The sequence below is a fragment of the Paraburkholderia sp. BR10936 genome, assembly GCF_040965735.1.
Lineage (GTDB): Bacteria > Pseudomonadota > Gammaproteobacteria > Burkholderiales > Burkholderiaceae > Paraburkholderia > Paraburkholderia nodosa_A.
Genome location: NZ_JBFRCM010000028.1, coordinates 1 through 15,829 on the forward strand (window position 1 = coordinate 1; position 15,829 = coordinate 15,829).

General features: G+C 60.5%; 12 protein-coding genes. 6 read left to right on the forward strand and 6 right to left on the reverse strand.

What is annotated here, in order from left to right; translation table 11 throughout:
- The first annotated feature begins 193 nt into the window (after positions 1–193).
- Together AB4Y36_RS36295 and AB4Y36_RS36300 are read left to right on the forward strand one after the other, a co-directional pair.
- Complete coding sequence (locus tag AB4Y36_RS36295; RefSeq protein WP_368685524.1) at positions 194–1,849, forward strand: fatty acid--CoA ligase; 1,656 nt, start codon at positions 194–196, stop codon at positions 1,847–1,849.
- Positions 1,850–2,005: 156 nt separating this feature from the next.
- Positions 2,006–3,091 carry a porin gene (locus AB4Y36_RS36300; protein WP_368685525.1) on the forward strand — a complete coding sequence of 362 codons (1,086 nt, stop codon included), beginning with the start codon at positions 2,006–2,008 and terminating at the stop codon, positions 3,089–3,091.
- Between the two features lie 275 nt (positions 3,092–3,366).
- Here the strand turns inward: AB4Y36_RS36300 and AB4Y36_RS36305 are convergent, their stop codons facing one another.
- Positions 3,367–4,002 carry a transposase gene (locus AB4Y36_RS36305; protein ID WP_368685568.1) on the reverse strand — a complete coding sequence of 212 codons (636 nt, stop codon included), beginning with the start codon at positions 4,000–4,002 and terminating at the stop codon, positions 3,367–3,369.
- Between the two features lie 17 nt (positions 4,003–4,019).
- Here AB4Y36_RS36305 and AB4Y36_RS36310 point away from each other — a divergent pair, with 17 nt between their 5' ends.
- Positions 4,020–5,738, forward strand: coding sequence for a methyl-accepting chemotaxis protein (locus AB4Y36_RS36310; protein ID WP_368685526.1), 1,719 nt, complete (start codon positions 4,020–4,022; stop codon positions 5,736–5,738).
- 363 nt (positions 5,739–6,101) lie between these two features.
- Here the strand turns inward: AB4Y36_RS36310 and AB4Y36_RS36315 are convergent, their stop codons facing one another.
- The 4 genes from AB4Y36_RS36315 to AB4Y36_RS36330 form a co-directional block, all read right to left on the reverse strand.
- Positions 6,102–6,431, reverse strand: a complete 330-nt coding sequence (locus AB4Y36_RS36315) for a hypothetical protein (protein ID WP_368685527.1) — start codon at positions 6,429–6,431, stop codon at positions 6,102–6,104.
- A 30-nt stretch (positions 6,432–6,461) separates the two neighbouring features.
- Positions 6,462–7,850 carry a class II fumarate hydratase gene (locus tag AB4Y36_RS36320; protein WP_368685528.1) on the reverse strand — a complete coding sequence of 463 codons (1,389 nt, stop codon included), beginning with the start codon at positions 7,848–7,850 and terminating at the stop codon, positions 6,462–6,464.
- A gap of 147 nt (positions 7,851–7,997) precedes the next feature.
- Entirely contained in the window at positions 7,998–9,386 is a 1,389-nt protein-coding gene (locus AB4Y36_RS36325; protein ID WP_368685529.1) for a cation:dicarboxylase symporter family transporter, read from the reverse strand.
- Between the two features lie 24 nt (positions 9,387–9,410).
- Positions 9,411–10,781 (reverse strand): adenylosuccinate lyase family protein, encoded by a 1,371-nt coding sequence (locus AB4Y36_RS36330; RefSeq protein ID WP_368685530.1) that lies wholly within the window; start codon positions 10,779–10,781, stop codon positions 9,411–9,413.
- 154 nt (positions 10,782–10,935) lie between these two features.
- Between AB4Y36_RS36330 and AB4Y36_RS36335 the strand changes: the two genes are divergently transcribed.
- Together AB4Y36_RS36335 and AB4Y36_RS36340 are read left to right on the forward strand one after the other, a co-directional pair.
- Positions 10,936–11,667, forward strand: coding sequence for a GntR family transcriptional regulator (locus tag AB4Y36_RS36335; RefSeq protein WP_368685531.1), 732 nt, complete (start codon positions 10,936–10,938; stop codon positions 11,665–11,667).
- Positions 11,668–11,773: 106 nt separating this feature from the next.
- Positions 11,774–13,315, forward strand: a complete 1,542-nt coding sequence (locus AB4Y36_RS36340; protein WP_368685532.1) for a methyl-accepting chemotaxis protein — start codon at positions 11,774–11,776, stop codon at positions 13,313–13,315.
- Positions 13,316–13,450: 135 nt separating this feature from the next.
- Here the strand turns inward: AB4Y36_RS36340 and AB4Y36_RS36345 are convergent, their stop codons facing one another.
- The gene (locus tag AB4Y36_RS36345; protein WP_368685533.1) at positions 13,451–14,557 is read right to left on the reverse strand and encodes a TraB/GumN family protein; all 1,107 of its coding nucleotides are present in this window, start codon (positions 14,555–14,557) and stop codon (positions 13,451–13,453) included.
- Between the two features lie 452 nt (positions 14,558–15,009).
- On the opposite strand from AB4Y36_RS36345, the gene AB4Y36_RS36350 reads away from it, so the two are divergent.
- Positions 15,010–15,564 (forward strand): T6SS immunity protein Tdi1 domain-containing protein, encoded by a 555-nt coding sequence (locus AB4Y36_RS36350; protein ID WP_368685534.1) that lies wholly within the window; start codon positions 15,010–15,012, stop codon positions 15,562–15,564.
- Positions 15,565–15,829 lie beyond the last annotated feature (265 nt).

Genomic DNA, 15,829 nt, shown 5'->3' on the forward strand with positions numbered 1-15,829 from the left:
CCCCCCCTCCGCCTCCCCGACGGAACGGATGCATCTGTTCGCCTGAACGCCTAGTCTGATCGCGTGAAGTTATCGGGTGAGCGGCACGCGGAGACAACGCCCCTCGCCCGCGATCAACAGGCGCCGCGTCGGGGCGGGCGACAACGTTCGCCGAGGCGTGGCAACCCCACCGTTTTACCTGACAGTACACGAGATGCCTAAAGCCATCGAGAGCCGAGAGGTCCGGCTGACCCCTTCAGCGTATGCCTACCCTCTGCTGATCAAGCAGTTGCTCCATACGCCGCTTGCCACCTGCCCGGAGCAGGAAATCGTCTACCGCGACCAGACGCGCCATAACTATTGGACCTTTCGCCACCGTATCGGACAACTCGCCAGCGGACTGCTGGAATTCGACGTCGGACCCGGCGATACAGTCGCGGTGATGGATTGGGACAGCCACCGCTACCTCGAATGCTATTTCGCCGTGCCGATGATGGGCGCGGTGCTGATGACGGCGAACGTGCGCCTGAGCCCTGAGCAGCTTGCCTATACGCTGAACCATTCCGGTGCGCGCGCACTTCTGATCAACGCGGATTTCCTGCCGATGCTCGCAGAAATGCGCAGCAAGCTCGAGCACATCGATAAATTCTTTTTGCTTGATGACGCTGGCTCGACCGCCGTGCCCGATGACTTCGTCGACGAGTACGAAAACCTGCTGGCGCGGTCCTCGCCTGACTTCGTCTTTCCCGATTTCGATGAAAACAAGGTGGCCACGACGTTCTACACGACGGGCACAACTGGGATGCCTAAAGGCGTCTGCTTCAGTCACCGGCAGATCGTGCTGCACACGCTGGCCGAGACGGCGGCGCTGACCAGTGCGCCGCACCAGGGCCGTATCCACCGTGACGACGTCTATATGCCGATGACGCCGATGTTTCATGTGCACGCGTGGGGCATACCTTATGTGGCGACCATGCTCGGCCTGAAACAGGTCTATCCCGGCCGCTATGCTCCAGACTCGCTGCTCGAACTGAAGGTGCGTGAGCGCGTGACGTTCTCGCACGGCGTGCCCACGCTCCTCCAAATGGTCTTGTCATCTCCGGATGCCGCCGCGGCCGACTTGCGTGGCTGGAAAATCGTCGTTGGCGGTTCGGCGCTGCCTCGCGTCCTTGCGCAGACGGCGCTCGAGCGCGGCATTGACGTCTTCACCGGCTACGGCATGTCGGAGACAGGGCCCATCCTCACGCTTGCCCAGGTCAAGAGCGCCACGCCTGATGACACGTCCCACGAGCTCGACATGCGAACGCGAACGGGACTGCCAGTTCCGCTCGTCGAGCTGCGCGTTGTCGATGAACAGATGCACGACGTCGCGCACGACGGCAAAACCAGCGGTGAGATCGTGGCAAGAGCACCGTGGCTGACCGGCGAGTACGTCGGTGATCCCGCTGCATCCGAAAGGTTGTGGGCCGGTGGTTATCTGCACACGAACGACATCGGGGTCATTGACAGCCAAGGTTGCCTGCAGATCACCGATCGACTCAAGGATGTCATCAAGTCGGGCGGCGAATGGATCTCGTCGCTCGAACTGGAAGATCTTATTTTCCTGCATCCAGCTGTCGCCGAAGTCGCCGTCATCTGCGTGAGAGACGCTAAATGGGGCGAACGTCCGCTGCCGCTAATCGTGCTCAAGGCAGGCGAGGTTGCTGACGAACAGTCTATTCAAAAGCACTTGAAGGAATATGCGATCCGCGGCGTCATTTCAAAGTACGCCGTACCCGAGCGGGTTGTGTTCGTCGATGCGATCGACAAGACGAGCGTCGGGAAGGTCGACAAAAAACTGTTGCGGGCGAAGTACCAAAGCGCGGGATAGCGCTTGTCGAGCCCCGCCTTCCCGACCGGTACCCGACACGCCTCGCAAGGACGCGAGGCTCCGCGGCATGCCGGCGACCAAGCTCGATATCGGCGTCATCAAGCACTCGAATAAAAGAAAAGAATTACTCGAATAACGTTAACGGAGGAGACTTTTATGAGTTCATCCTATCGCCGCAAACGCATCACCGTTGTTGTCGGCACCCTGCTTGGAAGTATCGGAACGGCTGCACATGCGCAAAGCAGCGTGACGCTCTTTGGCAGTGCCGATAGCGCAATCCTGTACACAAGCAAAACCCTCGATCTCGCCAACGGGCAAAACGCCGGCCATCAATTCTCGCTAATCACGGGAGGCCAGGCTCCGTCGGTCTTCGGCTTGAAAGGCGTCGAAGATCTCGGTGGAGGAATGAAGGCAATTTTCGAACTGGAAAGCGGTATTGACCTCTCCACCGGCGGCCTCACCGATTCGAACGGTAACCTTTTTGGCCGTCAGGCATGGATCGGCTTGACCGGCGGCTTCGGCACCGCGAAAGCCGGTGTGCAATATTCGCCGTTTGCCCTATCGTTGATCGCGACCGACCCGCGCAATGTTTCCTATTTTGGCAGCGGCGTGCCGCTTTACATCAGCAACGTGTTTGTCACCGGCATATTCAATTCGAACGCGATTTCGTATACGAGCCCGATGATTGCCGGTCTGCAAGGCAGCGCGATGCTCGCGCTGGGCGGCACGGCGGGCGATTTTCAGGCCGGCCGGCAATACTCTGCCAGTCTGAACTACACGCTCGGCCCGTTCATGGTCAGCGCCGCGATGTACAGCGGCAACTCCGGCGGCACGGCTGCGACGACGCCGGTGCCCAGTACCGTTGCTTTCTCGGGCCGCACCATCGGCGCGAGCTACCGCATCGGGGACTTGACGATGAAAGCCTCGTTCATCAATTTCAAAACCGCCGGCTCCTTCGATAATCGCATCTATGGCGGCGGCCTGAGCTACCGGGTGACGCCCGCGACAAATATCGACGCGGGGGTCTGGTATACGAGCGACGGCAATGACACCAGCAACCATTCGATCATGGCTGCGAGCGGTTTGACCTATAACCTCTCCAAAGCGACCGCGCTCTATACCCAACTCGGCTATGTCTACAACCACGGGCGCATGAATACCGGATTGTCGACCAACGGCGCCCTCTTCGGGGTGGCGGGTTCCACCGTCGGCGTCGCTGCGGGCATCCGCCATATTTTCTGATTGGCTCGCGCCGTTCGGGCCGTGCGAACCTTTAGCCGACGGCTCGAATTTCGACCGCCCCGTTTATTCCTGCGCCTTCATGAACCTCGTCTTTCACCGCAACGCGGGCGACCTGCCACTGCCCTTGGCATTTCGTTTGGTTGCATCACCGTGCTGGCGGCTATGGCGGTACGGCACGCGCCCGATGCGGTTTCCGCGCTGCACTTGCCGTGGGCGCGGCGGGGTTCAGGACGACAGTGCTCGTTGGGATCATGGCGTTCGTCGCAGCGGTAAGTTCACGAAAAATTGGCTTGGAGTTTCGTGCGGTATCCGTTCAGCAGGTCCGCAAGCTCAGCGTCGATGGATTCTTGTATCCAGGTGACGAAGCGCCGCCAGTGATAATTGAAATATTTCCCGACGATCTCGATCAGATCGAGCTCGGGACTGTAGGGCGGCAGATTGAAGAGGAGCGTTTTGTGTTCAATGGACAAGCGATCCGGCGTAGCCTGGTCGACGCTGTGATGGATGCTCGCCTTTTCGAGCGCGATCACGGTCGGTTTGCCGTCGCCCTGCTGGACCAGCGCTTCGATAGCCCTGACTACATGGAGTCCCCTGACAGTGCGCGCGTGCGAGGCACGGATTAGCGCATTCTTGCCGAAGTCGAGCACCGATGATCGAGCGCCTGCAGTGGCTTTGGGTTCAATGGCATGGGGCAAGCCTCGTGGTGACCAGCTGCGCTGAACCGGAGGTGCACCCGCTGCACGCGTGCGTGCATCCCGGTGTCTGTGAATGATCGAATGATCGAAAGCTGCTGCAATGTGTTTTCCTCCACTTCGCTCAGGTCTACGACGCACGTCATCCGCTACCCTCGCTTCAAGATGCTGCCCGGTTAGCCAAATCCAAACAGATTTACCAGGAACACTTACAACCATAAAAAGAGAGGAACAGCATGGGCAACGGAAATAATCATTCGACAAACGAGTTCGAACTGCAAGATTCCGAATTGATGGTGCTATGCACGGACGCGCATGCGCGTGTCGTTTACGCCAATCCGGCCTATCAGAGGGCGATGGGCTATACCACGCAAGAACTCAGGGCGATACCGGTCGCAGACCGGCTTAGGGATATGCCGCCGCAGGTTGCGATTGACGCGGGCATCACCCTGCGTGCCGGCAAACCCTGGCACTCCGTCGTCAGGCTTTCCTGCAAGGATGGAGGCCAATTCTGGTCTCGAGCGAATGCTTCGCCGCTGTTCTCGCAGAGCCAATACATCGGCTCCTTGATGGTGCTTGCCAAGGCATCTTCGGATGAAATCAGAAAGACTGAGGCGCTCTACAAGATATTGATCTCCGGCCAGAAGAAGCTTGGATGGCGCCAGGGGCGCCTTGTGCGCCTGAACCTCCTTGGCAAGGCAATCGAAATGGGTCGCACGCTTGGACTCAAACGGCACATCTGGGGCGCCATTGCCGCATTGAACGCAGTGGTGACGATCGGGCTGCTCGCGTTCCGCGGCGAGGTTGCTTCGCTGTCGTTCTGGGGGCCGTTGGGCGGCCTATTGGCCACCACGACCGCGGCCGGCTGGTACTTGTCGCACGTCATCGTCGAACCCTTGCGCGAGGCAGTGCGGTTTGCCAACCGGATTGCCGCAGGCGACCTGAGCGCCGAGTCCGTCAGTACGCGCAGCGATGAGATAGGCGACGTCGTGCGCACGCTCAACCAGGTGAGCGTAAATATGCGCGTCACCGTAATGGACGTGCGCAACGTTGTGCATCTGATGCAGCAGGCAACCACGGAGATAGCATCGGGCACGCTCGACCTGTCGGCCCGCACGGAGATGCAGGCCAGCAGCCTCCAGGAGACCGCAGCATCAATGGAGGAAATCAACTCCACCGTGAAGAACAATGCGGACGCGGCGCGGCAGGCCAGCGATCTCGCGGCGCAGGCTTACGGCGCGGCTGAAGCGGGCGGCAAGGTGGTGGGCGAAGTAATCTCGACCATACAAGGAATTACGCAATCGAGCGGCAAGATCGGCGACATCATTTCCGTGATCGACGGCATCGCCTTCCAGACCAATATCCTGGCCCTGAACGCGGCGGTCGAGGCAGCCCGTGCCGGCGAGTCGGGCCGCGCCTTTGCAGTGGTAGCAGGCGAGGTGAGGAATCTGGCGCAACGAAGCGCGCAGGCGGCCAAGGAGATCAAGATCCTGATCACTGAGAGTCTGGACAAGATCAACGACGGCTCGCGGCTGGTCAATTCGGCTGGCAAGGCGATCGACGACATCGTGTCACAGGTGAAGAGCGTGACGGAGCTGGTCGGCCATATCGCGGAAGCGTCGCGAGAGCAGTCTGCTGCGATCGGGCAGGTCAGTCAGGCGGTCGAGCAACTCGACCACACGACGCAGGAGAATGCCACGCTGGTAGAAGAACACACCGCGGCAGCCGACAGCCTGAAATCGCAGAACGACCGGCTGGTGGAGACGCTTTGTGTTTTCACGCTGTCGCGTACTGAGGCCAACTCGATGCTGCTACGAACCGAGGTCGCGGCAACGTCGGCGCATACGCCCGCGAGGACCGCGACGAGGCGGCAGGACGCGCCGCGGAGGCCACCCGTTGTCGGTGCAATCCATCGCCCATCGAACGGCCTGGTGCGTGGCGGTGCGGACGCCTAAATGTCCGAGCGACGCTGCAGGCGGACGACGCCTTATGGCCGAGTCTACTCATTCGCGGCAATAGCCCGCAAGCTGCCTTCGACGATATCAAGGTCCGGTCTGTTGGGACTCGTCGAACTGGTGCTCTCGGCCAGTTCGTGACATTCGCACGCGCGATCAAATGGTCACCCAAGCGGCTGATCCACCTCCGAAAGCCGCCACTCACCGCAAATAACGGATTGGCGCGTCATTGGTCGGGCGCTGTGCCTTGACACCCCATCTTGGGCGTTTGCTTGCCGCGTGCGATGGCTCATTCCGGAAGCTTCACAAAGAAAGAGACCTCCGTAATCGCCATCATTTCAGGTGGTGCGTCGGCATATTCTGTCAGTGCAAGTCAGGCAGCACCTGCGTCTGCTCCATCTTCACAGCATCGAGTTCGCTTGGGTTGAGCCCCAGCAACCTGAGGATTGTCGGCGCGATCTCCGTCGTCTGGACGCGGTCGTCGACGATCTCGTTTGAGATACCTTTGCCCCAGACGACGAGCGGTACATGACGATCCTCCTCGGCATTGCCGCCGTGCTCGGCAACCTTGGAGAGCTTGCTGCCTGCCCAAACGGTTCCATGCTCCGCGATGCCAACGAGATCCGGGTAGCGATCGTCGCCCTGCCGACCTGAGTGGTTCGATTCGAGGCGTTCGAAGACGTCCGCGTACAAACGCGATCGTCATGCCCGCCCCCTGTAGTGCTATTCAGCATTCGCCAGCCGCGCGGGATCGACGATCCTGTCGTACCGGTCCGCGTCGATGATGTCGAGCGACAGCGCCGCAGCACGCGGCGTAATGCCTTCGCGCAGCGCGAGGGCAGTGATCCGCGCGACGGCATCATAGCCGAGCACCGGATTGAGCGCTGTCACCGACAACAGTGCGTTCTCCACGTTCGTTGCAAGTTGCGTCGTGTCGACCTGAAGTCCCTTTACGACGCGTTCGTTGAAGTTTCGACATGCATCGGTCAGGACGCGTATCGACTGCAGGACGTTGTAGATCAGCACCGGCTTCGCGACGTTCAACTCGAACAGGCCGGAACCGCCCGCAAGCGTCACCGTCTGGTGATTGCCCATCGCCTGGAAGCACGCCTGGACCAGCACTTCGGCGATCGTCGGATTGCGCTTTCCCGGCATGATCGACGAAGTGAGGCCGTCATCGGGGATGATCAGTTCGCCGAGCCCGCAGCGCGGTCCCGAACCAAGCAGTCGAATGTCATTGGCAAGCTTTAGAAGCGATGTCGCAATCGTATTGAGTACGCCCGAGACATCGACCAGCGCATCGTGCGACGCCATGCCCTCCAGCTTGTGTGGATGCGTTCGAAAGGGCAGGCCCGTGCTGGCAGCGAGTTCTGCGCAGAAGCGCTCCGCGAACTGCGCCGGTGCATTCAGTCCTGTGCCTGCGGCCGTGCCGCCCTGCGCAAGCACCATGAGCTGGGGCAACGCTGCGTCGATGCGCGAAATCGCAGCTGCCATCTGATGGGCGTACGCGGCGAAAGTGCGGCCCATCGTCGTCGGTACGGCATCCATGAGATGTGTGCGCGCCATCTTCACCACATCGGCGAATGCGAGTGCGCGTTCGTCGAGCGACGCCTGCAACGATACGAGCGCAGGTCGGAGACGCCCGGTCAGTTCAAGCGCGGCGCTCACATGCATGACGGTCGGAAAGCTGTCGTTCGATGACTGTGACGTATTAACGTGATCGTTCGGATGGACCGGCGACTTTGTCCCCAACGCTTGGCCGAGCAGTTCATTGGCGCGGTTGGCGATGACCTCGTTCGCGTTCATGTTGGTTTGCGTCCCTGAGCCGGTCTGCCAGATGCTCAGCGGAAAGTGATCGTCCCATTTCCCGTCACTCAGTTCCGTGGCCGCTGCCTCGATTGCATCGGCGAGACGCGGATCAATTACGCCACACCCGCGGTTGGCGCGCGCGGCCGCACGTTTCTGCAAACCGAACGAGTGAATCAGCGCGGCGGGAAAGCGCTCTTCTGCCGCGCCGAACACGTCCAGCGCACGCTGAGTTTGCGCGCCCCAATAGCGATGCGCGGGAATATCCACGGGTCCGAACGCATCCGATTCAGTGCGCGTATTCATGGTGGGCGTTTCCAGGTCGAATATGAAAGGTCGGAGCACATCAGGCGTCAACGAACGACTCCGCATTCGAAAGCGGAAAGCGGCTGGATCAAACTGATGCCAGCCGCTTTCGTCATGCGTCGATGCCGCGTGTTCGATTAACTCCAGTTATCGAAGCGTGGCCGGACGAGGGTTCACCTGATCGAAGTTTTCGGGCGAAGGATTGCTGTCGGTCGCGCGCTCATCCGCTTCCGCGACTTCCGGAAAAAGCTCGGGATAGAGATGGCGCTTCGCGACTTCCGCGTCGAATGTGCCCGACCAGCGCGCGACCACCACGGTAGCGAGGCTGTTGCCAATCGTGTTGCACGTGGCGATTGCCATCGACATGAAGCGGTACACGCCGAAAATGACAGCCAGTCCTTCCACGGGAAGAATGCCCGTCGACGTGACCGTCGCCGCGAACACGACGAACGATCCGCCTGAAACAGTCGCCGCGCCTTTCGACGTCAGCAGCATGAGCAGCAGGATGCCGATCTGATGTTCGATTGTAATGGGCACGTTGTACGCGTGAGCAATGAACATGACGCCCATTGACATGAAGATCGACGTGCCGTCCAGGTTAAATGCATAACCCGTCGGCAGGACAAGACCCACGGTCTGTTTCGTGCAGCCCAGGCGTTCCAGCTTGATGAGCAGCCGCGGCAACGCGCTCTCCGACGACGCAGTGCCGAGCACGATCAGGATTTCGTCCTTGATGTAGCGCATGAAGCGCCACATGCTGAAGCCCGCGAGCTTCGCGATGATGCCCATCACGACTGCGATGAACAGAACTATCACGGCATAAAAGCTCAGCACGAGTTGCGCGAGCGCGACCAGCACAGCCGTGCCGTTGCTGCCGACCGCGAACGCCACCGCGCCGAAGGTGCCGAGCGGCGCGAGCTTCATCACCAGATTGATGAACGAGAACAGCACCTGAGAAATGAGATCGAGCCCTTCGTTGATGCGCGCGCGGCGGCTATCGGGAATCGCGAGAATGCCGATCCCGACCATGACAGCCAGCACGACGACCTGAAGTAGTTCACCCTTCGCGAACGCGCCGATGAAGTTGTCCGGCACCAGATGCATGACGAACTCGGTGAAGCCTTGCGGCGCTGCCGTTGCTGCGACGACAGGCACCGCACCAGGTGTGACGGCCGTCATGCCTTTGCCCGTCTGCAACAGGTTCCCCGCCAGCAGCCCGACGGCCAGTGCGATCGTCGACACGACTTCGAAGTAGACGATCGAGCGCCAGCCGACGCGTCCCGCGCTCCTCACGTCGCCGGCGGAAGCGATGCCATGCACGATGGTGAGAAACACGAGCGGCGCGACGCCTGCCTTGATCAGCGCGAGAAAGATATCGCCGAGGATTTTCAGCTGCGCGCCGAACTTCGGAAACATCAGTCCGACTGCGATACCGAGCACGAGCGCAATCAGCACCTGCATACCCAGCTTGCGGTACCACGGCCGCTTCGCCGGTGGCGCGACTGATTCGCTATGTGATGCGTTGTCGTTCGTCATGGTGTGGCTCCTCCACAGCGTTCGTCAGATCTCGCACGACAGCGAGATGGCGCGATCGACCATTTGCGGCGCGAGGCCCAGATAGTTGGCGGGATCGATCATCGCGTCGATCGCGTTGCGATCGAAATGCCGCGTGACTCCAGGCAGTGCCGCCAGCGCTTCGGCGAGTGTGCCGCCGCTTTCGTTCACCGTGCGGCACGCATCGTAGACGATGTCGTGCGCCTGCTGGCGTCCCGTGTGGGGTGCCATCTGCATCATCACGGCTTCGGCGACGATCAACCCCTTGCTGATGCCGAGGTTGTGCTTCATGCGATCCCTGTCGACGATCAGTCCACCCAGCGCGAACTTCGCTTGATGGAGCGCACCCGAAGCAAGGATGAAGCTTTCGGGAATCGCAATCCATTCCGCGTGCCACGGTCCCGTTGCGCGCTCGAAGTCCTGGATCATCGCGTCGACCATCAGGCCGGCCTGCTGTCGCACGGCCTTCGCGGCGGCGAGCATGAGCTCGCTTGAAATGGGGTTGCGCTTTTGCGGCATCGTGCTGCTCGCGCCACGACCCTTGACGAACGGCTCGTACACCTCGCCGAATTCGTTGGACGCCATGATCATGATGTCGGTTGCAATCTTGCCGAGCGAACCGGTAACGAGCGCGAGCAGATTGACGGCCTCGGCGAAACCATCGCGAGCGACGTGCCAGGTGGTCGCGGGCACGCCGAGTTGCAGTTCGGCGGCAAGCGCCTTCTGCACGTCGAAGCCCTTGTCGCCCAACGATGCGAGCGTGCCGGCCGCGCCCGCGAATTCGACGACGGCAACGCGCGGACGCAGTTGCGCAAGTCGTTGCTGATGACGGTCGAACATCGCCAGCCAGATCGCCGTCTTATAGCCGAAAGTGACGGGCAATGCCTGCTGTAGATGCGTGCGACCCGCCATCGGCGTGTCGCGGTGCTTCTTCGATAGGTCCACGAGGATGCCGCGCAGTTCGCGGATATCGGCATCGATCGAATCGAGCGCGTCGCGCACCTGAAGCGCGACGGCCGTATCCATGATGTCCTGCGTCGTGGCGCCCCAGTGCACATAGCGGCCTGCCTCGCCGCACATGCCGACCAGTTGATGCACGAGCGGAAGAATCGGATATCCGACGATGTCGGTCTCCTCGCGCATGTGATCGAAGTCGATGCGCTCGATCTGCGACTCGCGCGCGATCACATCCGCAGCGCCAGCCGGAATCACGCCAACGCGCGCTTCGGCCTTCGCGAGCGCGACTTCGACGTCGATATAGCGCTGCACCAGCGCGTGATCGGAAAACAGGGCGCGCATTTTGGCGGTGCCGAAGGCGTCGCGAAACAGGATCGAATCGAAAACGGTGCTGGAAAGCGGAGTGGTGCGGGTAGTCATGACGATGCCTCGAGTCGAGCAAGCAGGATTGTGCGATAAGCGGACAAACGTCGATATGTCCGGACATATTGAGAGTAATATGTTCGAACATATCGTTCAAGCTATGATTTACCCTAGATGAGCATCGATCCCGGTGTCTCCATTCTTTGCAAGCATGAATAGACCTCATTACGCCGACATCGCTCGCGATCTGACCGAGGGCATCGCCAGCGGCCGCTTTCCGGTTGGTTCCTATCTACCGACCGAACTGGAGCTGCGCGACCAGTACAACACCAGCCGGCATACGATTCGCGCGGCACTGAACGAGCTTCAGCAGCTTGGATTAGTCTCGCGGCGCAAGAACGCCGGCACGCGCGTCGAGTCGGCGCAGCCGAAGAACGATTTCCGCCCTTCGCTGGGTTCAGTCGAGGATCTGGTGCAGTTCGGCTCAGAACATCTGCGGGTGATTCAGTCGGTGGAAGAGGTCACGGTTGCCGGCAGACTCGCCAAAGTTCTGCAATGCGAGGAAGGTGCGCACTGGCTGCGCGTGTCGAGCCTGCGTATCGAACGCGACAGTTCGCGTCCGCCCGTCGGCTGTACGGATGTCTACATCGATCCGGCCTACACGGAGATCGCCGAAGAAGCGAAGGCAGCGCCCGACACGCTGATCAGTTCGCTGATCGAGGCGCGTTACGGCCGCTGTGTCATTGAAATCCAGCAAAACGTCCAGGCAATGAACGTCACGAAAGAGATAGCGGGGCGACTTCAGATGCCCATCGGTTCGGCGGCGCTGGAGATCGTGCGGCGTTATATCGATTCGACCGGGGTGGCATTCGAAGTGTCGGTGAGCGTGCATCCCGCCGACCGGTTCGCCGTATCGATGAGGCTGAAGCGCTCAGGGGTATGAGGGTTTTCCCCTATTCGCATTTGGATGATGCGACCGATATCCAATATGTACGGACATATTCGGAACAATACCCTTCGGGCTCACATCATCCAGCGGACATTTGCACATGTTTTCGAAAGTCTCAATCAGGGCGCGGATCTCGCTGGCCTTCGGCCTGCTCGTCGCCCTGATCCTGGTTGTTGCCGCGTTCGGCCAGTGGGGAACGCAAGCGGGGAAGTCGGCGCTCCAGGAAATCTATGCGGTGCAATTGTCGTCAGCGGTCGCGCTTGGCGACACCAAGTACAACCTGGCGATCGCGCGCGTTTCGATGGACCGAGCGCTGCTGCATCCCGAATCGCCCGCCACAAAAGTGCTTCTGCAAAAAGCACGCGCCTATCTGGCGACGTCGAAGAAGGCCTACGAACGCTATCTCGCGCTGCCGAAGTCCGCTGAACAGCAAAAGCTGGCAGAGGCCGTCTCGCTGTCATTCGACCGGTTGAGCAAAGGTGCGATCGAGCCCACGCTGCAGTCGCTCGAAACGGGCGATGCGGTTGCCGCTAACCGGATCACTATGGACGTGATGCCGCCGCTGGCGCTCGCGTTCACCAAAAGCACCGACGCGCTCAACGACTACCTGATGACGAGCGGCGAATCGAGCTACGAGGATTTCCAGTCGACACTCAGCACGGTGAGCGGCGCATCGGTAGGAGCACTCTGCGTCGCCATCCTTCTGTCACTGGTGTGCGCGATCGGCCTGCATCGCGCGATTGGCCGTCCTTTGACCCGGGCGCTGGAGGTCTGTTCGGCGATGTCAAACGGAGACCTCTCGAACAAGGTTCAAGTGGAAGGCCGCCATGAGATGAGTGCACTCATGCAAGGTCTTTCATCGATGCAGGAGGGCCTGAAATCGACGGTCACAACCGTCCTCTCGAGCAGCGAGTCGATGGCGAGCGCCACGAGCGAAATCGCATCGGGTAACTCGGACCTCTCCCGGCGGACCGAGGCGCAGGCGGCCGCGCTGGAACAAACGGCGGCAAGCATGGAAGAACTGACAGCAACCGTTGCACAAAATAACGAGCGTGTCGGATTCGCTACCGAATATGCCAGCAACGCATCGGACATCGCGAAGACGGGCGGTGTCGTGATGGATCGCGCCGTGCGAACCATGGCCGGCATATCGGATCAGTCGACAAAGATCGCGTCCATCATCGGCACGATCGAAGGGATCGCTTTTCAGACGAACATCCTGGCATTGAATGCCGCCGTCGAAGCGGCCCGCGCGGGCGAGCAGGGTCGTGGCTTTGCTGTGGTTGCCGCTGAAGTGCGTACGCTCGCACAGCGCTCCGCCAGCGCGGCAAAGGAAATCAAGGCATTGATCGACGAAGCCGTGACGGGCGTGACTGAAGGATCGGGGCTCATCGATCAGGCAGGCCGCACGATGATGGAGATCGTGCAGTCGATCGAAAAAGTGAGCAACGTGATGCAGGAAGTGGCGGCGGCGTCGAAAGAGCAACGGGATGGCATCGAACAGGTCAACCGCGCTGTCTCACAACTGGATGAAACGACCCAGCAAAATGCGGCGCTGGTGGAAGAGACTACTGCGGCAGCACTGTCGCTTGCCGACCAGGCGCAGACACTCCGGTCGGCGGCGAGTCGCTTTCGAACCTAGAGGCGCTGAAGCCAGCCGAGGCTCGGTTGCATGACGTTGTTGATGTGAGTGCGGTACCTGCGCGTGGCTGGGGACTTCCGGATTCGGGCCACTATCGGTCACTCAAGCTCGACACACAGTTCGTCGGCAATCCCGCTACGGCGACGAATGGTTGACGTCAGGCGTCGTCCCGTGGCGTGTCACGGTCGCGCCTTGTGGTGGGATAACTGTGTAGCCAACCGCACGCAACCTCTCGAGGAGAGAAGCGGCACCGAAGAAATGGCCTGCGCCTACAGCAACAAGGATCGGTCCTCTGCCATGGAAATATTCATATCGGGCGAGTGCGGCCGCAAATACTTCGGTGTTGGCACGGAAGATATACTGGTCCGCAGCATAGAGAGCATCCGACTCCTTTGGATCACGCGTAGTCAGCAGTCGATCAAGCTGTGCTGCGTCTCCCGAGATCCATGCTGCCTCCATCGCGCGAAGGTCAGCGGTGCCCGGCACCCGCACACCTGTCAGGCCGTCGCATGAGGCGATCAACATCGCTTCTTGCGCCTGGGGCGGTACGTCGCTGAACACTTTCAAACCCTGTTCGTCGGTTTCCAGATAGATGAGTGGCATCTTTCTGGCTTGGGCAATCGAAGACAGCCGCAGGTCGATGCCCGGGTAGTCGACCAGCGATACCTCGCCGCCGGGTTCGGCGGCATCCGGCGTTTTTCGCCGGTAGAAGGCCGCCAGTGAGGCGAGCCACGGCTTTAGCTGAAAGAAGAAGAGCACCTTGTGTCCGCTTTGGCGCGCGCATTGCGCGAGTCGCTCGGCCGTTATCCCGCTCACGTGATTTGTTAAATTGTCGCTTGCCGGATACATGCCGTAGCGGCGAAGGATAGCGGCCGCCTGTGCGGGCGTTGGCTTTAGTGGTGCTTCCAGCACGATCGCCTGAACACGGTCGGCGAGTGCACCAAGCGCGACATCGATCCGCGGATCGTCGGCAGCTAGAAGATGAACGGTCGGCACCAGCAGCAAGGTGGGATGGTCGGGCAACGTAGCGGTCCAAACCATCACGTGCAGTTCATTAGACGCCGACGCACGCTTAGCGTCTGTATTGCCGGAGACGGACTGCGCGTGCGCAAAGATCGCCGTTGCCCCGGCAAGCACGCTGCACATCGCAAGAACGACGACGCGTTCTATCAGCCGCACGCCAGGAACCGTCGCGCGACTGTCCGGGCCGCGCGACGCGACAACGCGATCTTTTCGATGCATGGAGTTGCCCTCGGCCCGTCTCTGTTGCGTCGAGCAGCAAGCAAGGCGCTGCCATCGAACGCGCCTATTCCGGCGCGCTGCTCGAAGCCGGAGCCATCATAGCAACGACCGAGATGCCCGTAGTGTGGGAAGTCCAACATAGTCGGAGAGCAGGGACATCTCCGGTTCAGGTGGCCCCTACGTTTGGGCAAGCAGGCCCCGCGAACGTCCGCTTCGTAGAAAATCGATCGTCCGCTCCGGGTCGCGTGCTGCCGATCGCAGGCCGCGGAGACCGAAGCCGAGTATGCAACTCGCATGAGTCGGCACCCGGCCACTTCCGGTCGCTCGACGACAGCGTCCAAATTGTTGAAAATCTCGCACCGTAGGTCAATCGTTCGTTCTCTGGCCCCAAAACGTCGACAGTCTAGGAAAAATCGCTGTCACGCCTACCTTATAACGTCTTATCAACGAAGATGACTTTCTCCGCCAATTTCACTCTGACGACGCTGCCGTCGTCACCCTCCGATACGGACCAAGCAAGCTTGGATCTTCGTGCCGGCGTGTACAACGCGGGATTACTCACGATCCTTGGAGATTCACTTGGCGGCGAAGCCAGCCGCCCTTGGCAATGGCTCCTAGGTCGGGACGCTCGCGCACTCGCTTCGACGAGTTTCGGCGATCTCTTTTTTTGGTCGGGCAGGATGGAGGCGGTCTATTTCCTTGAGGTGGAGCGCGGGACAACGACGTTCGTCGACAAAGAGGTTAGCTACGTTTTCAACGACTTCCTCAACATCCCGGAAATACAGGATCGGGTGCTGCACCGGACGAAAGCAACATTGGTTATTGAAAGATGCGGAGCCCTTGCATACGGTCAATGCTACATCGGCGTGCCGTTGCCGTCCCTGGGCGGAAGTGGCGATGCGTCAACATATCAGCCGGGCATGCTGGGCGCTTATCTGTCCTTGGTCGCTCAAGAGGCTCGCCGTCGACTCGATGCTTCTCGTACCGGCTCCCAGAGCGTCCGCTGAGTGCCCACCGGTCCGCGCCACATCCCTTTTTGAACGGCCGTTCCCGGTAACCCCGACCGTCCCTTGTGGGTCGTGAAGCACCTGTCGCGACGCTCGTGAACAGTCATCCGCCTCGAGATTCATTCGGCATCTGTCGGCGAACGCACTGGTATCACTACCTCAAATTGCCCGACTTGCACCGTAGCAGCCAAAACAATGTCGTGGAATCCATAAGCGATCTTCAACAGGCAATGGATAACGTCTGAGCCCGTCCGCTCATTAGCGC